This window comes from Terriglobus roseus DSM 18391 (assembly GCF_000265425.1).
GTDB classification, from domain to species: domain Bacteria; phylum Acidobacteriota; class Terriglobia; order Terriglobales; family Acidobacteriaceae; genus Terriglobus; species Terriglobus roseus.
The window spans coordinates 1,830,676-1,844,917 of the sequence record NC_018014.1 but is presented as its reverse complement, the minus strand read 5'-3'; the positions used below and the strand labels follow the sequence as shown (position 1 = coordinate 1,844,917).

The window sequence follows — 14,242 nt, the reverse complement described above, 5'->3', positions numbered from 1 at the left end:
CTATATGGATGACATCGGACTCCCCCGCCGCCAGCATCCTTCGCCGTAACCACCGTAAGACATCGGGCTGGCTCGCGCTCGTCTGCGCCGCCATGGCAATGACGGCTCGACCGTCATCTGCTCAGTTGGCACTTTCCTCATCGCTTGTGGCGACGGACAATCTACCCGATGCCCCCTCAGCGGTACACGCAGCGGACGCCCCACAGTCCGGCTCACCTGCGATGAATACCGACCTGCCATTACAGGATCAGCCTCACTCCCCTGTGACGCTTCGCAATACACCGCGTCATATGCTGGCGGACGCCGGCCATATCGTCGTCTCACCCATCTACATCCGCACGCGAGATCTTGCCTACCTGCTTCCGCTGGCCGGCGCCGCCGCCGCTGCCTTCGCTACCGACACGCATACCATGCGCGATGTCGTCAGCCACGATGCCAGTTTCAATCAGACCGCAATCAACGTCTCCGACGCAGGCCGGGACGGCTTCATCGCGGCGCCTGCAGCCATGTTTCTCTACGGTTCCGTAGTCCACAACGAAAAGGCACGCGAGACCGGCATCCTCGCATCGCAGGCCTGGGTCGAAGCATACGCCGTAGACGCGCTCGTGAAGGTCTCCTCGTTCCGCGAGCGGCCCCTTGCTGACAACGCCCGCGGCAACTTCTACATTGGCTCGACCGGCGCGGACTCATCCTTCATCTCTGGCCACAGCATGGTCGCATGGTCCTCTGCTGCCGTCATCGCAGGCGAGTACCGCAGCCCATGGGCTCAACTCGGCATTTACACCGCTGCCAGCGCCGTCTCCGTGACGCGCGTTCTTGGCCAGGAGCACTTCCCCTCCGACGTCCTCATCGGCTCGGCCGCAGGCTGGCTCATCGGCCACTATGTCTATCGCGCCCATCACCACGCGGACAAGATCCGGTAGTCAATCCGAAATGCAAACAGAAAGGCCCTCGCCGAAGCGAGGGCCTTTCTTGTGGCTGCTTATGCAGCGCAGGAACTACTGGAGCTTGATGAAGATGATGACGAACGTGAACAGAGCCAGCGATTCGATGAAGGCGAGACCGAGGATGAGGAAGGTGAAGATGCCGGGGCGTGCGCCAGGATTGCGCGCGAGTGCCTCAGCGGCCGAAGCCGTTGCCTTACCCTGTGCCAGGCCGCAAAGACCGGCAGCGAGTGCCATGCCCAGACCTGCGCCGATGTACAGCATGCCCTTGGAAGAGCTGGCAGCAGCTTCCTGTGCGAAGACCGGCGACGCGATGAGCAGCGTGGCCAACATCATAAACATGTACTTCATGAACTTCATGGTGGTGCTCCAAATGCCTCCAGAATGCCGGACCAGTGGGTGGTTGAGGTTCACCGTGCTGACCCCCTCACGCTCATCCGGGTCGAACTCCAACGATGGCAGAGGCTGCGCCATCGAAGTCAAACTTGGGGTGCCCCATGTCTCGCTTTTTGAGACATGGGTTGTACTTTCTAGTGTTCGTGGCTGACAGCCAGGCTCAGATAGATCGTCGCCAGCAGCATGAACACGTACGTCTGGATAACCGACACGCCAAGGTGTAGTCCCAGGAAGATCAAGGGCACGCCGACCGGGATCAGCGAGAAGAACGCCAGCGTCACGAGATCGCCCGCGAACATATTCGCGTACAGACGGACGGTGAGCGATAGAACACGCGCCAGGTGCGAGACGACTTCAATGATGAACATCAGCGGTGCCAGCCACCAGACGGGGCCAAGGAACTGCTTGATGTAGCCGGCGCCATTCGAACGGATGCCGTGGTAGTGGTAGTAGATGAACGTGACCAGCGCCAAGCCAAGAGGGACGACCTGGTTCGACGTGGGCGACATCAGGCCGGGGATCAGGCCCAACAGGTTCATCACCAGGATGAACAGTGCCAGCACCGAAAGGTAGCCGACAAACTTGTGGTAGCCGTGGCCGACGATGCTCTCCGCCTGGTCGCTGACGAACTCGTGCACCATCTCCGCGGAGTGGGCCACGCCGTTCGGGCGGTCAACGCTAAGCGAGGTGCGGACTGCGACGAAGTACACCAACAGCAGCGCAACAACGATCACTTCCATCGCGACAGCGTTGGAGATCGGCGCATCCGGGTACACGGGATGCACGTGCACGGCACGCAACAACGCATCCACCGGACCGGCAAAGTGCGCATTCAGAAATCGGGTAAAAACTAGCTGTTCCGGCATGGTTCTTTCTTGTCGTTCACACCGCAGGGGCATGAATCGGAAGGGGTTTCGAAATCGGCTCTGAGTGGCGGCTAAATGGTGCCGCTACGCAGCAACCGCAAGCCCTCGATGGTAAGCGCAAAGACGCCCATCGCAAGGCCTGCTGCAAGCGCGAGCGCAGAGCCGTTCAGATACCTAAGGCTAACATAAAGCACGGCCACGACTGCGAACAAACGGAGAAAGAACCCGGCCAGCGCGAACCCGATCGAGGGCCTCCGCGCGCCCACAATATGCTCGCCTTCCATCGGTTCCATGCGAGCCGTCAGAGCAGCCATCAGCCGCCGCCACTCCCACAGACCGGTTGCCGAAATTGCCGCGCCAATCAGCAACAATAACGCAGACTTCCAGCCCGCCTTCGCCAGCGTAATCAGCGCGCCGATGATGCCCAGGACCACGACGATCTTGACGGCGCGCGTGATGACCGCTCGCGCATCCTCATCGGTAAAGTTCGCCAGGCTCTCAGCCACTATTCGGGATCCTTCATGAACTTTGCGGCGGTCTGGTAGATCTTGATGAATCCACCCGCCGCTCCGATCAGAATGCCGATCACCATCCAGTAGTGCGTGCCAAAATGCTTGTCGATCAGGCTGCCCAGGAACCAGCCGACGACGCAGCCAATCGGCAGCGCAATCGCAAGCTGGATCATGCTCTCAGCCTTCACCAGATCGCCCAGTGTGCCCTTCGGTTTGCCCGGTGTCTTGCCTTCGTTACTCATCGCAGAAGCCATTACATCACGCGCGCGCTGCCGCGTGCCGCAGCCTTCTATACTTCGAAAGACATGTTCGCATCCGATTTCGAAGAAGAGCAATACAAGCTACGCCAGGAAAAGCTCACAAAGATCCAGGAGCTTGGCGTGCAGGCCGGCCTGTTGCCGCTGGAAGCCACCTATCCCAACAGCTTTCCGTTCACGCACACTGCGCCGCAGATCCTGGGCACCTACGTCGACGTCACCGGCGAACAGCTTGAGGCCGACAAGCCCGCAGTCGCCAGCGCCGGCCGCGTCATGGCGCATCGCCGCCAGGGCAAGGCAGGCTTTGCCGTGTTGCAAAACAACGGCGTCCGCCTGCAGATCTACGTGCGGAAGGACGACGTGGGCGAGCCCGCCTTCGAACTCTACAAACTGCTCGACCTCGGCGACCACATCGGCGTGAAGGGCTTCCTCTTCCGCACGCGCACCGGCGAACTGACCGTGCACGTGCAGGAGCTCGTCTTCCTGTCGAAGAGCATGCTCGCGCTACCCGACAAGTTCCACGGCCTTACCGACATTGAGCTGCGCTACCGCCAGCGGTACGTCGACCTGTTCATGGATACCGGCGAAGACGCCGCCGAGCCGTCCACCGAGGAGGCTGCGGCCGATAGCGAAAATCCCGAGGCCATCGCCGCCGCAACGGCCCCGCTCAAGCGCCTGCCCGCACGCGAGGTCTTCGTGAAGCGCGCCCAGATCCTGAAGGCGCTACGCACTTACTTCGACAGCCGCGGCTACATCGAAGTCGAGACGCCCATGATGCAGCCGGTCGCCGGCGGCGCAGCGGCGCGTCCGTTCGTCACGCACCACAACACCATGGACATGGAGCTCTACCTGCGCATCGCGCCGGAGCTCTACCTGAAGCGCCTGGTCGTCGGCGGCATGGACCGCGTCTACGAGATCAATCGCAACTTCCGCAACGAAGGTATCAGCACCCAGCACAATCCTGAGTTCACGATGCTGGAGTTCTACCAGGCCTACGCGAACTACCACGACCTGATGAACATCACGGAAGAGATCATCACCTTCGTCGCCAACGAAGTGAATGGGACGACGCTGATCAACTTCCCGCTGCCCAAGGGGCCTCGCGCTGGCGAGATGGTTGAGATTGATCTTGGGAAGTGGACGAAGCTTTCGATGAAGGAAGCGATTATCAAGTGGTGGCCAAAGGAACTTGGCGAAGCCCCCACGAGCAGCACCTTCGACAATACGGTGGAGTTCAATCACTTCGTAGTGAATGCACTGGCGGCCTCAAAGCGACTTGCCTACCCACCCGACTCCGCGCTCAATTCCAATGAAGCTGATCGAGGCGTCAACTTCGTTGATCTGCCGCAAAAGTGGATAGCGCTGAATAGAACACTGTTCGCTATCGCAGACGAGATGAATCAGTCCACGCCTCTCGGGAAGCGAATTTCCGACCTGTTTGAAGCCGTCGCTGAAGAACATCTCATTCAGCCGCACATCATCTACGACTTCCCGCTAGCCGTCAGCCCACTCAGCAAGGTCAAGCCAGACGAACCCGACTGGGTTGAGCGCTTCGAGTTCTACATTGGCGGCTTCGAGATCGGAAACGCCTTCAGCGAGTTGAATGACCCGGAAGATCAGCGACGCCGCTTTGAAGATCAGCTTCACGAGAAGGAACGCGGCGACGACGAGGCCCACGCCATGGACGCTGACTACGTTCGGGCGCTTGCCTATGGCCTGCCACCCACCGGCGGCGAAGGCATCGGCATCGACCGTCTGACCATGCTGCTCACCGGCTCGCGCTCCATCCGCGATGTCATCCTCTTCCCGCTGCTTCGGCCCGCAAAGAAGCCGGTGTTGGAGAAGTCCGAAGAACCTTCAAGCTAGACGAGCGGCGACGCGATCCCAAGTTTCGTCGCCGCTGTTTTCAGCCGCTTGTCGCGTGTCCAAAAGTCACAGCCGGGCGTCATCCGAACGGCTGCGAGCAGATGCACATCCACGTAGCCGATTCCGGTGCCGTAAAGGTGGTGCCGCTCAACGAGCTGGAGAACTTCGCTGTGCGTGGCTGGCATTACCTGACGCATTTCGTTCAGGTCGGCGAGCGTCTGCGAACGTCGCCTCCAGTTGCCCATTGCCACCTCTCCAATGACGTATCGATGCATCATGATCTCGTCCTTGAGAAGCAGCCGCGCCAGGGACGGAACGGCCGTGTTCAGGTGGTCCAGCCAGACTGAGGTGTCGACCAACGTCACGATGCAGACCGACGCCGGGGAGGCAATTTCAGATCTGGCGCGCTGCCACCCAATGCGGCGAGCCTGCGCCCCGCTTCCCTGGCCACGAGCGCCTTCAATGCCTCCCTGACAATGGCCGACTTTTCTGACAAGCCGGTGATCTCACTCGCGCGCTCCATCAACTCATCATCGAGAACGATCGTTGTCCGCATGGCTGTACCTCAGGCACGAATCTATCATCATTTGATGCCACTTCCAGTGATGACAAGCGGCGGCTTCCCGACGCAAATGCCGTGTAAAACTCAGCGATAATCGAGAGATGGCGGAAACGACGCAAGGCCGGAATCTTACTGTTGCAATGACGGGCGCCAGCGGCGCCCTCTTCACCGCTGCCCTGCTGAAACTGCTGGATGCGGATGACCGCGTTGGCACCGTGCATTTCATCGCGTCAGACCACGCGCTGCGTGTCGTCGGTGAGGAGCTTGCACCCACCGGTCGCAGCGGTCTCGTTGACGCGCTGCTGCAGGCGGTCGGTGGCGGTCCTGCTTCGGCAAAGATCAAGTCGGTACGCAACGATGACATCGGCGCCGCGGTTGCCAGCGGCAGTCATCCGTCGGATGGCATGATCGTCCTGCCCTGCTCCATGGGAACGCTCGCATCCATCAGCAACGGCCTCGCCGCACGCCTGATCGATCGCGCGGCAGATGTCACCCTCAAAGAGCGGCGTCCGCTCATCCTGTGCGTGCGTGAGACACCGCTGAACCGCATCCATCTGCGCAACATGTCCCTGGCAGCGGACGCGGGCGCGACCATCTTCCCGGTCATTCCAGCGATGTACTTCCGTCCGCCCGGGCTGGATGAGATCGCACGGCAGTTCGCCTGCCGCGTCCTCGCGCATGTGGGATTGCAGCAGAGCGAAGCCTATCAGTGGAAGGCCGGCGAGTAGCTAGCGCGGCACGTCGATGTACGTGGCCGAAGCTGCCATCGGTGGCTCCGCGTCCAGGAACTTGATCGTTGCCGGCAGCGCTGCGCTCGAACACTCCGCGGCCGCCAGATGTCCGCAGCCACGCAGGCCTACGAACACAGATTGCGGCACCAGCTCATGCAGACGCAGGCCCGTGGCCAGCGGCGTCAGCTTGTCCTCAGTCCCCCAGACAATCAGCACAGGCATCTTCAAAGCATGCACGCGGAAGTCGAGGATCTCGCGGCCCGTCAGCATGCTGTGGAACGAGCTGTCGACGATGCTGCGGCTCTTCTCAAAGCGTCGCAGCATGCCCGGAATCACGAAGGCCGGCATCTTCATGCGTGGCTGATCCGGTTCAATCCTCTCCATTAGTGCGTCAAACCCTGCGCGATCGCTCGGTGTAAAGAGCGAGTATGGGAAATCGATGATGAAGTACAGGCCCGCACTGTCGTACAGCAGCAACCGCCGAACGTGCTCCGGATGATCCAGCGCCAGCTTCATCGCCACCCATCCACCCATCGACCAGCCCGCGACGTCCGGCTTGTCCAGGTGCAGGGCCTGCAGAAACCCGAGTGTAATGCGCTCTTCCACGGCCAGCGAAGCATCGCCGTCACGCGGCTTGGGCGAGTTGCCATAGCCCAAAAGGTCGAGCGCGTAGACGTGATAGCCATGCGCCGCCAGCGTTGGGATCAGCGGCGTCCAGTCGGTCGCGCGTGCGCCCAGGCCGTGCACCAGCACCAGCGGCTTCTCCGGCGAACCTGCCGGAGGCTTCGCTTCCAGGTACTGAATGCTGTATCCCTCAACATCCACATGGTGATGCTTCACACCATGCCCGCGCAGATAGACGTCGATACCAGCATCGATCAGCAGAAAGGGATTGAGCCAGACGACAAGCGCCAGCACCACTACAAGACCAGCCACAGATGCGAGGTAAATCGGCCATCGACGTGTGAGACTTCCGCTCACTTCAGCGGCTTCCCAAACTCGTCTGCAAAGCAGGTGTGATTGATGTCGAAGCGGCCGCCGTCGTACTTGTCCGCACCCTTCAGGTGGCCTATAGCCAGCAGAGACACAACCCAGTAGCTCAGCGGTAGGCGAAGAGCTTCCTTCACCTTGTCCTCTTCGAAGCCTTCCATGGTCGCGGTGTCGTAGCCCATGACCTCAGCCGTCAGCTGCATATAGGCCGCGGCATAGGTTATCTGCTTGTTCAGCCAGCCATGCATCTGGTCGGTGTTCAGGCTTAGCAGGTAGCTTTCCACGTAGCTCTTCAACTGCGCGGCGTAGCCCTCGCTCATGCCGCCTTCCAGGCCCATGCGCACGATCTCATCCGCGTCGCGGCGCCAACTGTCTGCGTCACCGCAGCAAGCGATGACGACCGGCGCCTCTTCCACCTTTGCCTGGTTAAAACAAGCGGCGCGCAGCTTCTTTTTGACATCGGCCGATTGAACGACCACGAAGCGCCAGGGCTGCACGTTGTAGCCCGATGGCGCGGCCAGTCCGGCCTCCAGAATCGTCCGGATGTCCTCTGCCGGGACTTCACGCCCATCAAAGGATGGCGTGCTGCGGCGTTCGCGGATCGCGTCCGACAGCGATTTAAGCGGTTGGTGCATCGGGTATGAGTGTAACGGCAGCGCCGATTTCGAGCTAGTTCCGATGTGGAACTACAACGCGCCCATCGGCTCTTCACTCACAAATGTCGTCCCATTTGGAAGGTCGGCAACAATCCAGACGCCATGGAAGGCCGTCCGCAGCTCCGGATAGGCCGCGACGATGGCTTTGGCGGCGGCCGTGTTGCGCGCTCGCGACGCCACCGGATCCGTCAGGGCATCTTCCGTACGGACATGCGCCAGCAGGTCGATGCCCGCCTGCGCAGGAGCGTTCAGCGCCTCAAGACTCGTCACGCGAACCTCCGCGCCCGCCTTGGGTGCTATCACCAGGGGCTGACTTGTACTGATACCCGTCGACAGCGCCGGCGGTGCCGCCTTCGACCGTTCCGCCTGCAACGACTCCAGGTGCGAGCTGCTCAGAAAGCTGACCGGCTTCAACAGCTGCTCGGCCTCGTTGTAGTACACAAAAGCGTTCCAGGACTGCTTTTTCGCCGCGAAATCGCGTGCAGCTTTCCAGAACCACAGGCCGTCGTGACCGCCCGCGGTAGTTGCGCGCGGGAACAGGCCACCCAGCTGCCAGGTGCCCGTCGCACTCTGGCGAAGCAGCATGGCGATCTGGTAGGGATCGGCAGTTCCCGCCGTATTCAGGACGACCAGAGCATATCGCCCTGCCGGCAACGCCGGGATCAGAAAGCTCGTCTGGAGCGACCCGCGATTCAGGTTGCAGAAGAACTGCGCATCCTGCGCGCTGCCGTCAGCACCTGGCTTTGAGGTGGAAGCATCCAGAATCCACACAGTGTCCGGCACGAAACTCGCGCCCTGCAGCTTCGGCGCGGCCGTGCGGATCGCCTCGGCGATGCCGCCGAAGTCCTGCGCAAACTGGGGCATGGTCTGGGCGCGAACACCCTCAGCGTTGTTGGCTGCGGTCAGCGCCGCAAATTGCTCGCCAGCACGCACCAGCGCATCGCGGTCGGCCGCCGTCATCGCAGACTGTGTCGTGCATGTCTCCGCGAAGGCCGGCGTCAGCATCGACGCACAAGCCATGGCGGCGGCCACAATCGCCCGCTTGATCCCGAATCCCGGTCGCCCATTTCCCTGCGTCGTTCGCACCAGCCACATCGGCAAAAACTCCAGTTGCGGCACATGCCACCGCGGTTGCTAGTCTAGTACAGACGCGACGCACCCGGCGGAGGTAAGCACATTGCCCCGTCAGAACCGTCTTACGCATAAGGATGCAGCCATGACGCAGCGCTCAACTCTGATCCGCCGGTCTCTCCGTCTCACGGCGTTCGCGGTCTCCACCGTCTCCGCTGCGGCGTTTGCAGCGCAGGCGAAGCCGTCGGCCGCCATCCCCGCCACGGCTCCCACGCAGTCCGTCTCTGACCTGCCCTCCGCGCGCCCCGCCGTTAAGGAGAGCACGCCGCGTGGCGAAGCTCAGGTCACATGGAACGGCGGAAAGCTGACGGTCAACGCCGGCGGCAGCGCCCTTCCCGAGATCCTGCAACAGATTGCACGCCAGACGGGTATGAAGATCACCGGCGGCGTCCCGGACGAACGCGTCTTCGGCACCTACGGCCCGGGTTCCGTCCAGGCCGTCATGAGCCAGCTCTTCGATGGCCTGGCGATCAACATGATGCTCGTAAACGGCAACGCGACCACACCGAAAGAGCTCGTCCTGACCACGCGCACGGGCGCCGCATCGCCCCCACAGGTGCGCGAGGTTTCCAATGACGAGGACTTCCGTCGCACTCCTAGTCCCGGGATACCGATCGTCCAGCGACCCGGTCGAACCTTTGGCTCGCGAGAACTCAGTGACCCGAATCCAAACGGCCCGGGTGGGCAACCGCCCATGCCGGATGGCACTGGCGGTGCCACTCCCAATAGCACCCCGCCGGACACCACCACCGATCCAGCCGCCGGTGCAGACCAGCAACAGTCGCCCAACGGCGTCCGCACTCCGGAACAGATCTTCGAAGAACTCCGCAGGCGTCAGCAACAGCAACAGAACGAGCCGCAGTAGGTGTTCGTACGCGCAGGAATTTTCTCGCGCGTAACGCGTGTTCGTTTTTCTGGACTTTGACAGGAAAAATCGGTCAACGCCATGAAAGGCGTAGGGACCGGCAAGACAAATCGGACACCCGAAACTAGATCGCGACGTCTGCCGCGGTCATCGCTTGAGCCTCGCGCTTCGCGGCGCGCTGCTGTGCCACCTGGATCGAGTGGATCCGGAACACATTGAACATCGAATAGCAGATCGCGTACGCCAGCAGGACTCCACCAGCAAGGCTGGCCAGAACGGCGCAAATCAACACAACGGTCGTCACAAAATCTCTCCTGCCCATGGGGATGGGCATTTCCGTCTCCATCAGAGATGAGAACGGTCTTACACAGTTTGCCCCGCCGAGCGCACGCGCGGCAGTACCCAAAGGGGTACCTGCAACAAACCATGAGAGGCAGCTGCCGATGGGGAACGGCTACAAGCTGCTTCTAGTATGCCGGAAACGCATTGGGCCCGAATGCCGTAACCTTGAGGATGCGGCGCAACCCGCCCACCATCGGTCCCGAACACCCCTATGAGCATTAGTCACATCACCGTCCGCGGCGCGCGTCACCACAATCTGAAGAACATCGATGTCAGCATCCCGCGAAACTCGCTGACGGTGGTCACCGGCCTCTCTGGATCCGGCAAGAGTTCCCTCGCCTTCGACACCATCTACGCCGAGGGCCAGCGCCGCTACGTCGAGACACTCTCCGCCTACGCGCGGCAGTTCCTCGACCAGATGGAGCGCCCTGACGTCGACGCCATCGACGGTCTCTCCCCCGCCATCTCCATCGAGCAGAAGACGACCTCGCGCTCGCCCCGTTCCACCGTCGGCACCATCACGGAGATCTACGACTACCTGCGCCTGCTGTGGGCCAGCGTCGGCAAGCCCCACTGCCCACAGTGCGGTCACGAGATCAGTCGACAGTCCGCTGACCAGATCGTGGAGCGCGTCGTCGCGCTGAAGCCCGGCGAACGCATCACGGTCCTTGCACCACTCGTCCGCGGCCGCAAGGGTGAGTTCCGCGAAGAACTCGAAGCACTCGACCAGCAGGGCTTCCGCGCCCGCGTCGACGGCGAGATGATCGGGATCACCGAGGGCATGCGCCTGGAAAAGCGCAAGAACCACACCATCGAAGCCGTTGTCGATCGCGTCATCCTGAAGCTCGATGCCGAAGGCAAGCCCGACACACGCCGCCTGGAAGCCTCCGTCCAAAAGGCCCTGCAGATGGCCAGCGGCCTCGTCGTCATCGCCATCCATGGCCTCGACGAGACGCTGTACTCCACCTCCATGGCCTGCCCGGACTGCGGCATCAACGTGCCCAAGCTGGAGCCGCGTTCGTTCTCGTTCAACAGCACCTACGGCGCCTGCACCGAGTGCAACGGCCTTGGCAGCATCTACGACTTCGACCCCGGCAAGACCATCACCGACTGGTCAAAGCCGCTGCTCGACGGCGCCATGGGGCCCGGCGCTGGATCTGCCTACCTCCTGCGCTTGATCAAGCTCTTCGCCGATAAGAACAAGATCAACCTGAAGCTCGCGTTCGAAGACCTGACAGAAGACCAGCAGAAATTGCTGCTGTACGGTCCGCCTCGCAGCGAAGCCGCACGCACCGGCTTCCACGGCATCTTTGGCTACCTGCGCGACACCGTCGAAGAGTCCAAGTCCGACGGCTTCCGCGAGTACTACATGCAGTACATGTCCGCGACGCTCTGCCCCGCCTGCAACGGCAAGCGCCTGCGGCCAGAATCACTCGCCGTAAAGGTCGACGGCAAGTCCATCAGCGACTTCACCTCTCTGCCGCTGGACGAAGCCATGCAGTCCGCGCAGACCTTCCACTTCACCGGCCGCGAAAAGCTCATCGCCGATCGCCTGCAGCGGGAAGTCATCGAGCGCCTCGAATTCCTCAATGCCGTCGGCCTGTCGTATCTTTCGCTGAATCGCAGCGCGGCCACGCTCAGCGGTGGCGAAGGCCAGCGCATCCGCCTGGCAACACAGATCGGTTCACGGCTGCGCGGCGTTCTCTACGTGCTCGATGAGCCATCCATCGGGCTTCATCAGCGCGACAACATGAAGCTGATTGCCGCTATGGAAAACCTGCGCGACCTCGGCAATACCGTTCTGGTCGTCGAACATGACGAAGACACCATCCGTAAGGCCGACTACATCCTCGATCTCGGCCCCGGCGCCGGCAAGAACGGCGGCTACCTCATCGAGTCGGGTACGCCCGCTGAGATGGCAGCCAACCCGAACTCCGTCACCGGCCAGTACATCTCCGGCAAGATCGACATCCGCAGCAACGACGCACCACGTGCGCTCAGCGGCAAAGAGATCGTGGTCGAAGGCGCAACTGAGCACAACCTGAAGAACGTGACCGCGCACTTCCCTCTCGGCGCGCTCGTCGTCATCACCGGCGTCAGCGGCAGCGGCAAGAGCACGCTCGTCAATGACATCCTCTACCGCTCGCTTGCCAAGTTCCTCTACCGCAGCAAGGACGAGCCCGGCGCACACAAGCGCGTGATCGGCATCGACCAGCTAGACAAGGCCGTGCAGATCGATCAGTCGCCCATCGGCCGCACACCGCGTTCGAACCCCGCGACCTATACCGGCGTCTTCACGCAGATCCGCGAATACTTCGCCATGCTGCCCGAATCGCGCGAGCGCGGCTATAAGTCCGGCCGCTTCAGCTTCAACGTGCAGGGCGGTCGTTGCGAGGCCTGCCAGGGTGACGGCCAGCGCCGCATTGAGATGAACTTCCTGCCGGACGTCTACGTCTTGTGCGAGGTCTGCAACGGCCGTCGCTACAACCAGGAGACACTCGCCGTAAAGCTCAACGGCCTCTCCATCGCAGACATCCTCGACCTGCCCATCGCGGACGCGCTCGTTGCTCTCGGCGACCTGCCGAACATCAAGCAGAAGCTGCAGACGCTCGTAGACGTAGGCTTGGGCTACATCCACCTTGGACAGTCCGCAACGACGCTCAGCGGCGGCGAAGCACAGCGCATGAAGCTGGCCAAGGAACTCAGCAAGCGCCAGACCGGTCGCACACTCTACCTGCTCGACGAACCGACCACCGGCCTGCACTTCGACGACGTGCGCAAGCTGCTTGAAGTCCTGCAGCGACTCGTGGGTCTTGGCAACAGCGTGCTCATCATCGAGCACAATCTCGACGTCATCCGCAACGCTGACTGGCTCATCGACATGGGTCCTGAGGGCGGCAATGGCGGCGGCACCGTCGTAGGCGCGGGCACACCCGAACAGATCGCCAAGATCAGCGCGTCGCACACAGGCTTCTTCCTGGCCAAGCTGTACGAAGAGCGCCCGTATACGAAGCGCGGCCCAGCGCCCGCATACGTTGCTCCCGTGAACGTGAAGACCGAAGTCGCGAACCCAACCAAGTTCGCGCCCAGCGTGGAAGAGCGTGCCGCCAAGCGCAAGGCCGCAGCGAAAGCCGCAGCCGTGAAGAGCAAGGCAAAGAAGGCCGCAAGGACGAAGATCGCGTGAGAGACGATCCCAACGGCTTCGATCCCGCCGACCACATCCCGCCACCGCCGCGCGAGTTCCGGCTGTGGTCGCCGCAGCCTGCCATGCCCATCGATGAACCATTGGAGCGTCAGCCGAACCTCGGCTACGCCGCCATAATCCTCGTCATGATCGTGGTCTTCCTTGCGTTGACCTCCATCGGCTTCGCCGTCGCCTATGACATCGCCGCAGACCTTCGCCACGCCTCCGCACACGACGCCGCGAAAGTCATCAGCGCAAAGCCCAAGGCCAGCATCTTCCTTGAGGCCATCACCTTCGGCCTCACGCTGCTAACCGCATACGTGCTCTTCCCGCGCATGTGGCGGCGGCCCTTCGGCGACGTCCTCAGTTGGAACTCGATCGCCGCACGCATGAACGTGGCGAAGCTGCTGCTGACCGGCATGATCCTCAGCATCGTCGCGCAGGCGCTGGAAAGCTTCCTGACGCTTCCAAAAGAAATGCCCGTCGACGAGTTCTTCAAACACCCGTCCGACGTCTGGATCATCGCCATCTTCGGCACGCTGGTCGCGCCGGTCTGCGAAGAGATCTTCTTCCGCGGCTTTCTCCTCCGCGGCTTCGCCATCTTCTTCGACTGGATCGGCTCCCGCTGGAGCGACGCGACCCGCGAACGCTGGGCCACCACCGCCGACCTGTCGCGTCGAGGTCTCATCTTCTCCGGCATCCTCACCAGCGGTCTCTTCGCCGCCATGCACGCCGCACAACTCGGCTGGGCATGGAACGCCGTGGGCGTCCTCTGGCTCGTCGGCGGTGTCCTCACCTTCGTGCGACTGCGCTTCGGCTCCGTAGCCGCCAGCGCCACCGTCCACGCAGCCTACAACGGCTTCCTGTTCGTGGTGATGTTCTTCCTCACCGACGGCTTCCGGCACCTCGACAAACTCAGCAATCACTAATTGCGAAGCGG

Annotated in this window: 16 protein-coding genes; 6 read left to right on the top strand and 10 right to left on the bottom strand. The window is 62.0% G+C overall.

Going from position 1 to position 14,242, the window contains the following annotated elements; translation table 11 throughout:
- The first annotated feature begins 8 nt into the window (after positions 1-8).
- Entirely contained in the window at positions 9-923 is a 915-nt protein-coding gene (locus TERRO_RS07715; RefSeq protein WP_014785441.1) for a phosphatase PAP2 family protein, read from the top strand.
- Between the two features lie 75 nt (positions 924-998).
- Here the strand turns inward: TERRO_RS07715 and TERRO_RS07710 are convergent, their stop codons facing one another.
- From TERRO_RS07710 to TERRO_RS07695, 4 genes are all read right to left on the bottom strand, one after another.
- Entirely contained in the window at positions 999-1,418 is a 420-nt protein-coding gene (locus TERRO_RS07710; protein ID WP_014785440.1) for an ATP synthase F0 subunit C, read from the bottom strand.
- Between the two features lie 56 nt (positions 1,419-1,474).
- Positions 1,475-2,206 (bottom strand): F0F1 ATP synthase subunit A, encoded by a 732-nt coding sequence (atpB, locus tag TERRO_RS07705; protein ID WP_014785439.1) that lies wholly within the window; start codon positions 2,204-2,206, stop codon positions 1,475-1,477.
- 71 nt (positions 2,207-2,277) lie between these two features.
- Complete coding sequence (locus tag TERRO_RS07700) at positions 2,278-2,712, bottom strand: hypothetical protein (protein WP_014785438.1); 435 nt, start codon at positions 2,710-2,712, stop codon at positions 2,278-2,280.
- Entirely contained in the window at positions 2,712-2,960 is a 249-nt protein-coding gene (locus TERRO_RS07695; RefSeq protein ID WP_041593125.1) for an AtpZ/AtpI family protein, read from the bottom strand. Before TERRO_RS07695 ends, TERRO_RS07700 begins: the two co-directional genes overlap by 1 nt.
- Before the next feature lie 63 nt (positions 2,961-3,023).
- Between TERRO_RS07695 and lysS the strand changes: the two genes are divergently transcribed.
- Entirely contained in the window at positions 3,024-4,841 is a 1,818-nt protein-coding gene (gene lysS, locus TERRO_RS07690) for a lysine--tRNA ligase (protein WP_014785436.1), read from the top strand.
- Here the strand turns inward: lysS and TERRO_RS07685 are convergent.
- Both TERRO_RS07685 and TERRO_RS07680 read right to left on the bottom strand, forming a co-directional pair.
- Complete coding sequence (locus TERRO_RS07685) at positions 4,838-5,206, bottom strand: type II toxin-antitoxin system VapC family toxin (RefSeq protein WP_014785435.1); 369 nt, start codon at positions 5,204-5,206, stop codon at positions 4,838-4,840. The two genes, lysS and TERRO_RS07685, sit on opposite strands and share 4 nt — an antisense overlap.
- Positions 5,203-5,397 carry a type II toxin-antitoxin system VapB family antitoxin gene (locus tag TERRO_RS07680; RefSeq protein ID WP_014785434.1) on the bottom strand — a complete coding sequence of 65 codons (195 nt, stop codon included), beginning with the start codon at positions 5,395-5,397 and terminating at the stop codon, positions 5,203-5,205. Before TERRO_RS07680 ends, TERRO_RS07685 begins: the two co-directional genes overlap by 4 nt.
- 107 nt (positions 5,398-5,504) lie before the next feature.
- On the opposite strand from TERRO_RS07680, the gene TERRO_RS07675 reads away from it, so the two are divergent.
- Positions 5,505-6,131 carry a UbiX family flavin prenyltransferase gene (locus TERRO_RS07675; protein WP_014785433.1) on the top strand — a complete coding sequence of 209 codons (627 nt, stop codon included), beginning with the start codon at positions 5,505-5,507 and terminating at the stop codon, positions 6,129-6,131.
- On the opposite strand, the gene TERRO_RS07670 is transcribed toward TERRO_RS07675, so the two are convergent.
- Genes TERRO_RS07670 through TERRO_RS07660 form a run of 3 tightly spaced genes read right to left on the bottom strand, consistent with a single transcriptional unit; the run spans position 6,132 to position 8,875 of the window.
- Positions 6,132-7,070: an alpha/beta fold hydrolase gene (locus TERRO_RS07670; protein WP_245536248.1), complete on the bottom strand. Its 939-nt coding sequence runs from the start codon at positions 7,068-7,070 to the stop codon at positions 6,132-6,134.
- 41 nt (positions 7,071-7,111) lie between these two features.
- A complete protein-coding gene (locus TERRO_RS07665) occupies positions 7,112-7,759 on the bottom strand; it encodes a nitroreductase family protein (RefSeq protein ID WP_014785431.1) in 648 nt (215 codons plus the stop codon).
- Positions 7,760-7,810: 51 nt separating this feature from the next.
- Positions 7,811-8,875, bottom strand: coding sequence for a hypothetical protein (locus tag TERRO_RS07660; protein ID WP_014785430.1), 1,065 nt, complete (start codon positions 8,873-8,875; stop codon positions 7,811-7,813).
- Between the two features lie 121 nt (positions 8,876-8,996).
- On the opposite strand from TERRO_RS07660, the gene TERRO_RS07655 reads away from it, so the two are divergent.
- Positions 8,997-9,776, top strand: a complete 780-nt coding sequence (locus TERRO_RS07655) for a hypothetical protein (protein WP_014785429.1) — start codon at positions 8,997-8,999, stop codon at positions 9,774-9,776.
- A gap of 124 nt (positions 9,777-9,900) precedes the next feature.
- Here the strand turns inward: TERRO_RS07655 and TERRO_RS07650 are convergent, their stop codons facing one another.
- Complete coding sequence (locus TERRO_RS07650; protein ID WP_014785428.1) at positions 9,901-10,110, bottom strand: hypothetical protein; 210 nt, start codon at positions 10,108-10,110, stop codon at positions 9,901-9,903.
- 219 nt (positions 10,111-10,329) lie between these two features.
- Between TERRO_RS07650 and uvrA the strand changes: the two genes are divergently transcribed.
- Entirely contained in the window at positions 10,330-13,302 is a 2,973-nt protein-coding gene (gene uvrA / locus TERRO_RS07645; protein WP_014785427.1) for an excinuclease ABC subunit UvrA, read from the top strand.
- The gene (locus TERRO_RS07640) at positions 13,299-14,231 is read left to right on the top strand and encodes a CPBP family intramembrane glutamic endopeptidase (RefSeq protein WP_014785426.1); all 933 of its coding nucleotides are present in this window, start codon (positions 13,299-13,301) and stop codon (positions 14,229-14,231) included. Before uvrA ends, TERRO_RS07640 begins: the two co-directional genes overlap by 4 nt.
- Positions 14,232-14,242 lie beyond the last annotated feature (11 nt).

Coding starts and splice junctions, on each gene's coding strand:
- TERRO_RS07660 (WP_014785430.1), bottom strand. CDS start 8,875: ATGTGGCTGGTGCGAACGACGCAGGGAAATGGGCGACCGGGATTCGGG.
- atpB (WP_014785439.1), bottom strand. CDS start 2,206: ATGCCGGAACAGCTAGTTTTTACCCGATTTCTGAATGCGCACTTTGCC.
- TERRO_RS07655 (WP_014785429.1), top strand. CDS start 8,997: ATGACGCAGCGCTCAACTCTGATCCGCCGGTCTCTCCGTCTCACGGCG.
- TERRO_RS07675 (WP_014785433.1), top strand. CDS start 5,505: ATGGCGGAAACGACGCAAGGCCGGAATCTTACTGTTGCAATGACGGGC.
- TERRO_RS07710 (WP_014785440.1), bottom strand. CDS start 1,418: ATGGCGCAGCCTCTGCCATCGTTGGAGTTCGACCCGGATGAGCGTGAG.
- TERRO_RS07715 (WP_014785441.1), top strand. CDS start 9: ATGACATCGGACTCCCCCGCCGCCAGCATCCTTCGCCGTAACCACCGT.
- lysS (WP_014785436.1), top strand. CDS start 3,024: ATGTTCGCATCCGATTTCGAAGAAGAGCAATACAAGCTACGCCAGGAA.
- TERRO_RS07650 (WP_014785428.1), bottom strand. CDS start 10,110: ATGCCCATCCCCATGGGCAGGAGAGATTTTGTGACGACCGTTGTGTTG.
- TERRO_RS07695 (WP_041593125.1), bottom strand. CDS start 2,960: ATGAGTAACGAAGGCAAGACACCGGGCAAACCGAAGGGCACACTGGGC.
- TERRO_RS07680 (WP_014785434.1), bottom strand. CDS start 5,397: ATGCGGACAACGATCGTTCTCGATGATGAGTTGATGGAGCGCGCGAGT.
- TERRO_RS07665 (WP_014785431.1), bottom strand. CDS start 7,759: ATGCACCAACCGCTTAAATCGCTGTCGGACGCGATCCGCGAACGCCGC.
- uvrA (WP_014785427.1), top strand. CDS start 10,330: ATGAGCATTAGTCACATCACCGTCCGCGGCGCGCGTCACCACAATCTG.